At 50.8% G+C, this 6681-nt stretch carries 6 protein-coding genes and 2 pseudogenes; 2 read left to right on the top strand and 6 right to left on the bottom strand.

Annotated elements, in window-relative coordinates; all coding sequences use genetic code 11:
- From TA89_RS08995 to TA89_RS08970, 6 genes and pseudogenes are all read right to left on the bottom strand, one after another.
- Positions 1-189: pseudogene (locus tag TA89_RS08995) on the bottom strand (recombinase family protein); the annotation flags it as partial.
- Positions 186-491: a hypothetical protein gene (locus tag TA89_RS08990; protein ID WP_040212687.1), complete on the bottom strand. Its 306-nt coding sequence runs from the start codon at positions 489-491 to the stop codon at positions 186-188. The gene TA89_RS08990 and the pseudogene TA89_RS08995, both read right to left, overlap by 4 nt.
- A gap of 19 nt (positions 492-510) precedes the next feature.
- On the bottom strand, positions 511-1776 hold the full coding sequence (locus tag TA89_RS08985) for a plasmid recombination protein (RefSeq protein ID WP_040212684.1): 1266 nt from the start codon (positions 1774-1776) through the stop codon (positions 511-513).
- A gap of 336 nt (positions 1777-2112) precedes the next feature.
- Complete coding sequence (locus tag TA89_RS08980; protein WP_040212682.1) at positions 2113-2334, bottom strand: LLM class flavin-dependent oxidoreductase; 222 nt, start codon at positions 2332-2334, stop codon at positions 2113-2115.
- Positions 2335-2757: 423 nt separating this feature from the next.
- Positions 2758-4053 carry a DNA primase family protein gene (locus TA89_RS08975; protein ID WP_040212680.1) on the bottom strand — a complete coding sequence of 432 codons (1296 nt, stop codon included), beginning with the start codon at positions 4051-4053 and terminating at the stop codon, positions 2758-2760.
- The gene (locus tag TA89_RS08970) at positions 4031-4642 is read right to left on the bottom strand and encodes a CHC2 zinc finger domain-containing protein (protein WP_040212678.1); all 612 of its coding nucleotides are present in this window, start codon (positions 4640-4642) and stop codon (positions 4031-4033) included. Before TA89_RS08970 ends, TA89_RS08975 begins: the two co-directional genes overlap by 23 nt.
- Before the next feature lie 173 nt (positions 4643-4815).
- Between TA89_RS08970 and TA89_RS08965 the strand changes: the two genes are divergently transcribed.
- Entirely contained in the window at positions 4816-5931 is a 1116-nt protein-coding gene (locus TA89_RS08965; protein WP_040212677.1) for a DUF6076 domain-containing protein, read from the top strand.
- Between the two features lie 32 nt (positions 5932-5963).
- Positions 5964-6681: pseudogene (locus tag TA89_RS08960) on the top strand (hypothetical protein); the annotation flags it as partial.

The following is a 6681-nucleotide window of genomic DNA, read 5'->3' as shown; positions in this document are numbered from 1 at the left end:
CCGGGTTAAAAACTCTTTTTGATTCTGTATCGAATTTGATTCTCCATCCAGTGCATCCTCATTGCTGAGGCGGCAGTACAGGATGGTGATTTTCTGCTGATCCAACATAGCGTCCTCCTTTACGGTTGGGTCAGCTGACAGAATCGGTGTGCATGGTGATATTGTAGCATGAATTTGAGTCTGTGTCATGAACAAAGCGCCTCCTTATCCGAGAAAATGAGCCGTTTTACCTTGTGGGTAAGCGGCTCATTTCCGTCACATACAGTCTCCAGCAGATACCAGGTATTTCCGATTTTTCGTTCTACCGTACCTGTAAAAGGATTCATTAGGTTTTCCCAGCGTTTCCGGCATTCTTCCAGAAAATCAATCGGCGGTTCAAAAATCGGGTCAAAGCAGGATTCAATATCGATTTCAGCACAAGCGTTAATCAGCTTTTCCGAAGGAGAATCATCGAGCATCAGCTTATTGAGTTTTGTTGTCAGATTGGTCATAAGCAAAAATTCCTTTCTGTTAAAGTTCCATATCTTGCGATTTGCGGCGGGAAGGTTGATCGTGTTGCTTTGTTTGCCGAGTTCGTGTCAAAATGGCGTCAAGAAAAGCCCGCACCTTTTCGGGTGCGAGCTTGACAGCTTCCAGATAAGGCCGTGCCTGTTCTTTCAGTAATTCATATCGCTGTTTCCAGACAGCGACGCTCTTTTGCGCTTGTTGCAGTTTTTCCTCCAAACGGCTGTTTTCCGCCTTGGCAAGAATCCCATTGACCGCATAATCCTTGAGCGTGTTACACTCGGATGGGGTCAGAGTGGTGTTGCCGGTGATCGTCTTTTTCCCCATGGAGCGGATTTCCTGTACCGTCAGGGCGGCAGTACGCTGTTCTTTGGCCTGCTTTTGCAGGGATTGCAGCTCCTTGTGCTTTTTCTCAACGGCAGCCTGTGCGGTGTCCAGCGCCTGTTCTGTCTGAGCGATTTGGGCGGTCACATCTTCCAGCCGCTGCTGCTCCTGTGCCACCTTGAACTGGGTCACAGTCAGATGTTCTTCAGTGCTGCCACGCTCTCCACGCTCCACATCGGTATATCCGGCAGCTTTCGTATAGTTGAAGAAATCGTCTTGCAGGACACTGTACGATGTCCGCAGAACTTTCTTGCCCTTGGAGGTCAGAAGCGGATTGCCCTGTTCATCCAGAGCAACTTTGGATTCCCACTTTTTACTGCGGCTGACCTGCATAATGGTCTCCTTGACTGTACCTACAAGGGACTTATCCTTGCACCGCTTCGACCAGAGAATCTGTTTTTCCACCACCGGGACATAGACCACATGAAGGTGGTAGTGATACACATCCTGCCCCAGAGCTTCCGACATGGCTCGGTTGCGCTCATCGGCGTGCATGACGGCAGAGAGGATATACTGCTCACCGCCCACGATCTCTGCGGCAGCTTTGTATGCGTCGGTGTAGAATTGCTTGGCATATTCATATCCGCCGTGATTGTGAAAGTAAGCGGAGTTCACATCAAAAATCAGTTCCCCGTATTTCACCGCATCGGCTTTCAGACCACGGGTGGAGATGACACCATCGGCAATCATCTGATCGAACATAGCGGCATAGCTGTCGGTGGGAGCCTTGAAGTGGATATTCCGGTAGGTTTGGGTGGTATCAATATCCTGGTTGGAGTAGCTGTCCTTTTCCCGTTCGTTATGCTCCTGCACCTTCGCCACATCATCAAGGGTGGGCAAGTCCTGGTTACGGGCAAAGGTGCGGTCGATTCCGTCGTTTCTGGCCATACAAATCAGCTCCTTTCTGTTGTGCGGCAGACGGCTGGGGGACGGGGATGCACTTCCTGCGGGAAGTGTAATAACCCACTATGACACTTTCATCCCGAAGGGCTGCAAAGTGCCGTGGGCTCTCCGAGGGGGAATTGCGGTCATTGCGATGACCGCTGCTGAACTGCCCGGAAACCGTGTGCATCGCTTCCTGTTGTTCAGCCCGGACAGCCGATGTTTTGCGAAACATCAGCCATCCGGCGGCAGCGAAAAATCGAATGTTTTCGCCACCTGTCCACAGCAATACTGCGGTATTGCCATGGGGACGGGAGATACGGATAACAGGAACGGCGGACATCATTTGTCCCTCCGCTTCTGCCATACGAGGTCATAGCCAAGGGCATCGGCAAGCTGTACCGCCTCTACATACCGCAGAGACTCCCGCTGGAGCTTGTTGGACAGGTTTGAAACGCTGTCGCTCCAGCCGTAATCCTCGGAAAGCCGGTCAACGACTTCCTGCATCGTGTAGCCGGAACGCACAATGTACGACTTGACTTCATTTCGCAAATTGGATTTCATAAAAAATACCTCATTCTTTCGTAAAGTTAGTTCGCCGTGGAGAACACACGCTGCACGGTACAGTTAATCTTAATTACTTCTCAAAAATCGCTCAGAACTGCGTTTGTGAAGAACGGTCCGCAACAGTACCCCATCGACTTTGCCATTAGGTGGGCTTGCAAGCGAAACCGTGAAAATAGCCACCTTCCCGCATACCACCATCACCATTCTGTAAATCACCGAATAATGATTTGTGTTCTGCTTATGGTAGTGTTTTTCACTGTTTGCACAACCATTGATTGGGAAGTGCGGATTTTAGAGCGCCCTCTGAGCCGAACAATAAAAAATGAACTTCTATTTTTTGCGTTCGTGTGTTCCTTCGTTCCACAGTCTGCACCCGATTAGGAACGCATGAACGCACGAACAGAAGGTTTTGAAGTTTCATTACAACTCCATAGGCGAGAGCAGAATATAAATACCCATATATCCCCGGCACCGTTTTCCGCCGCCGATGTGTAGATTGCTGACCGGCTCCAAATGGTAGCGTTCAGCATTCTGGCTAAGCTGGTTTGCGAAGCTCTTTGGGGATAGTGGGTTTTCTGCGTTGTCCTCACACCACCGCTTATAGGCTGCATACAGATTTTTGGTGCTGGCTTCATAATCGGCCTTGAATTCCACATAACCCTCAGAATCGAGAAAGTCCAGAATGTTATTGGCATCCCGAACAGCGGAAGTGATATTGTCCTTGGCTCTCTGGCTGATGGTAAAGTGATAGCGATTGGCGATCAGCCGCCGCAGCCCCTCCAGCATCCAGAGGAAGAGTCCCTCTTTTTCGGCAATCAGTTTTTCAGCAAGAAACGGGTCATCGAACCGATCCGCAGGCTTGTCTTTGGTGGTCAGAATGATCTGGCGGCGAAAGAAACCGTCGCTGCGGTCGTGAAGTGCAGTCAATGCCCCGTTGCCGAAGCATAGGAAGCGTACATAAAGCAGCCCTTGATAGCTCTGCTCTTTCTTCCGTTCCAAATCCATCCGCAGTTCTGCGGTCACGATAGATTTGACATAGTTGGTTTTGGTCAAGGCGTTCATGTCCAGATCATCGTCCACCATCAGCAGCTTACCCTCCAGATCGGCTCTGGCAAACCGATTAGTTTCTACCTTCTGAATGGAAGTGGTGTTCATGTTGAGCCCGAAAATGGCGTTCATCACCACACCGATCCGGCTTTTGCCCTCGCCTCCCTTGCCGACCAGCATGAGCATTTTCTGGCCCTTGGTGGAGGGGATTAGACAATAGCCCAGATACTCCTGCAAGGCGGGAATATCCTCCGGTTCCAACAGTTCTGAAAGGAAGTGCAGCCAGTGTTCCGGTGCAGGAGCATCTGCCCGATAAGACACCGGCAGGCGGTTACCGCAATACTCTTTTTCCTCTGTGAATGTACCGTCCAGAAAATAAGTGCCATTAGCCACATGGATACGGTCACATTGCAGGGGCAGAGGGTCTGCATATGCCGCCAGCTTCAACGCTTTGATTATCTGCTCCACCGTCTGTGCAACCTTGGCATGAAGCCAGGGCGAGATTTCCTCATAAATCGTGCGCTTCAATTTGCTCTCATCGGGCAATGGGCCATCCACAGTATAAAAGCGGTCGTTGATACAGCGCAAGGGATGCTGGGACAGGAAATCCCGGCAGTATTCCGGTTCGACGATTTTCCCCTTATCATCAATCCAAACAGGGGTATTCATGGTATCGCTCCTTTCTCAGGCGGGCCTGTAATTTGCGGATGTATCCGTCTGCCGTTAGTTCACTCACGACTTCGCCTCGTTCATAGGAATCGCCTTGTAGCAGAATGTCCAGCTGATACTCTGCCCAGGGCAGACGGTGGCAGGCTTCCACAAACCGCTCGTCCAACACATCTTCCGGCGCTTGCGGTGCATATTGCCTTTCCCAATCCAGGAGCAACCGCCGATACTGGTTCAAAACAGAAAAGCACCGCTGCTCGTTCTCACGAAGCTGCTGTGCTTTGGTTTTGTGCTTTAATTTTTGGCGAATTGCTTCCGGCAAGGGCTTGTCCAGTGCAAGGTGAAAGTCCGATGCCAGTTTTCGGGCCGCATCATACAGCCGAAGGTCAAACAGTTTGGCGGTCAGGTCGATCACATCCCCATGCTCCCCACAGGCAAAACAGTGGTAGTGGTCATCCGATATATACAGGCTCGGATGACGGTCATTATGGAACGGACACAGTGCCATACCATAGTGATTGACGTCAATTCCATACGTTTGCGCTACTTCCTGTGTGTTAATATTGGCTTTCACCACTTCAAACAGATTCATACATATTCCCTCCATTTCCTTTTTGATGGGGCAGTTTTCTCACCCCTCTGTATAGGTTATGGGGAAAACCGAAAAAAACAGGCTAATGGCATGACAAGGCATTTTCAAAAAACATGACAAGAATTTAATTGTGTGCTATTATAAAAATAAAAAAACATGACAGGGGGGAGAAGATGGATCAGATCATCAACCATGCGGTTTTGTCGCTGGATTTCTGGCAGGACACCGTGAACTATGAGGGGTGTACCATGCCCACAGGAACCATTGGTTGCGAGGTGCTGAACATCCCGGACAGTACCATTGAAAAACTGGATACTCCCTGCAATGTGCTGAACCAGCTGCTTCAGGGGATGAACACCGGTTCCGTGGATATGGAGCTGCTGCCGCAGGTGCAGCAGGCCGCTGGCGAGATCATCTCCTTTTTGCAGGCGACACCACCGTTCTCCCGCCTGAATCGGAGCTATTTTGAGCAAAAACTTGCAGCCATCTTTTCCGAAGAATATATGGAGGACGCAAAAGCCTATTTGCGGCTTACGCAGCAGGAGCAGCTGATTTGTGCATTGACTGGTCAGCATAGCAAGGCAACCATGCTCGTCCGAATAGCGCAGGTGCTGGGGCATTTGAGCTATTCTCTGGGGCAATACAAGGAGGCTCTGACGAAATTTGCAGAGCGCTTGAATGGGACAGACTATGACCGTACTCCGGACGGTTATGCTGCAATGTTCGGACAGTTCTTCAAAGGTGAGCCAACTCTGTCGCTGGATAACCCAGCCTGGATGACCCTGACCAATGCTTCGGTGCAGTATGTAGCCGCCACTCGGCCCGGAAAGACAGAGCCGCAGCTGGTCAAACGGATGCACTATGTCTCCTTTGTGGGGATGTTCCGATCTGATTTGTTTGAGGGGCTTTGTGTGGGCCATGCGCCCAAGAAATGTCCCATCTGCGGCAGGTGGTTTCTCACCATTGACGCACGGCACACCAAATACTGCGGCGGGCTGGCCCCCGGTGACCAGCGGGGACGGACGTGCCGACAAATCGGCAATCTGAGAGGCCGGGAGCAGCGGGAGCTTGCAGACGATCACCCCATCAAGGCCATTTATACCCGCCGAATGAACACCATTTTGCAAAGCACCCGCCGTGGAAAGCTGGATGAAGGAACGGCAGCAGCTATGAAAAAGCTGGCAAAAGATAAGATGCTCCGTGCGCTTTCAGATCAGCGCTATGCCAGCACTGTCTATGAGCAGGAAATGACCCAAGATGCACTGTTGAAAGCAGTACAAAAAAACTAAGCAGCGAAACATCTGAAAGGTGGTGAGGGAAAATGGATACAGCGTGGACATGGGAGCTGCCCGGCTATTGTGCCAAATACAGCTTCCTAACGGAACCCAAGGGCTTGACCATGCGGGAAGTGGAACGCATCTTTCAGCTTGACCCGGAACCGCCTGCCCATGAAAATCTGAATGATTATATCATTAAGGCCGTACAGAGACGAGAACAGTGCTGGTTTTCCTTTTTTCTGCACCACTATGAGAACCGGCTCAATGGCCGTGTTCGCCGTTTCCTGCTGCGGGAAGGGCTGGATCGCTATGACCCGGAACGCTTTTTGGACTATAAAATGGGCTGTGTACTTGCCATGCTGGATTGTCTACGGGAGTACGATTCCGCACAAGGAGCAGATTTTCTGACCTATGCCCATCATTTTATCGGAAACGCCCTTTTGACCTGCCGGATGCAGGAGGAGGCCGGTTCCTTTGAAAATGTGGATGAGTACAAAGCTGTGCGTGGGCTTGCTTGGCTCTACAATCAATCCGGTCAGTCTGAACAGGCGGCGATCCAGAAATATGCGCAGAAACATAACTGCTCAAGTGAAACCGCAGCGAAGTTTTTGGCATTGGCCAAACAAAATCGAAGTCGTGTTCCGTTTTATCAGACTGTGCAGGATGAGGACAGCGAAGAAACCGGCGAGGATGTCAGCCGGGATGACCATTGGGACTATGCGGAGATTCTATGGAACGGCATCCAGGCTGAAGCTGTCCGAG

Source organism: Clostridium polynesiense, from assembly GCF_000820705.1.
Taxonomy (GTDB): Bacteria; Bacillota; Clostridia; order Clostridiales; family Clostridiaceae; genus Clostridium_AA; species Clostridium_AA polynesiense.
Note: the sequence above shows the minus strand (reverse complement) of the source record. Positions and strands in the feature narration are given on the sequence as shown.

Coding starts and splice junctions, on each gene's coding strand:
- TA89_RS08990 (WP_040212687.1), bottom strand. CDS start 491: ATGACCAATCTGACAACAAAACTCAATAAGCTGATGCTCGATGATTCT.
- TA89_RS08985 (WP_040212684.1), bottom strand. CDS start 1,776: ATGGCCAGAAACGACGGAATCGACCGCACCTTTGCCCGTAACCAGGAC.
- TA89_RS08980 (WP_040212682.1), bottom strand. CDS start 2,334: ATGAAATCCAATTTGCGAAATGAAGTCAAGTCGTACATTGTGCGTTCC.
- TA89_RS08975 (WP_040212680.1), bottom strand. CDS start 4,053: ATGAATACCCCTGTTTGGATTGATGATAAGGGGAAAATCGTCGAACCG.
- TA89_RS08970 (WP_040212678.1), bottom strand. CDS start 4,642: ATGAATCTGTTTGAAGTGGTGAAAGCCAATATTAACACACAGGAAGTA.
- TA89_RS08965 (WP_040212677.1), top strand. CDS start 4,816: ATGGATCAGATCATCAACCATGCGGTTTTGTCGCTGGATTTCTGGCAG.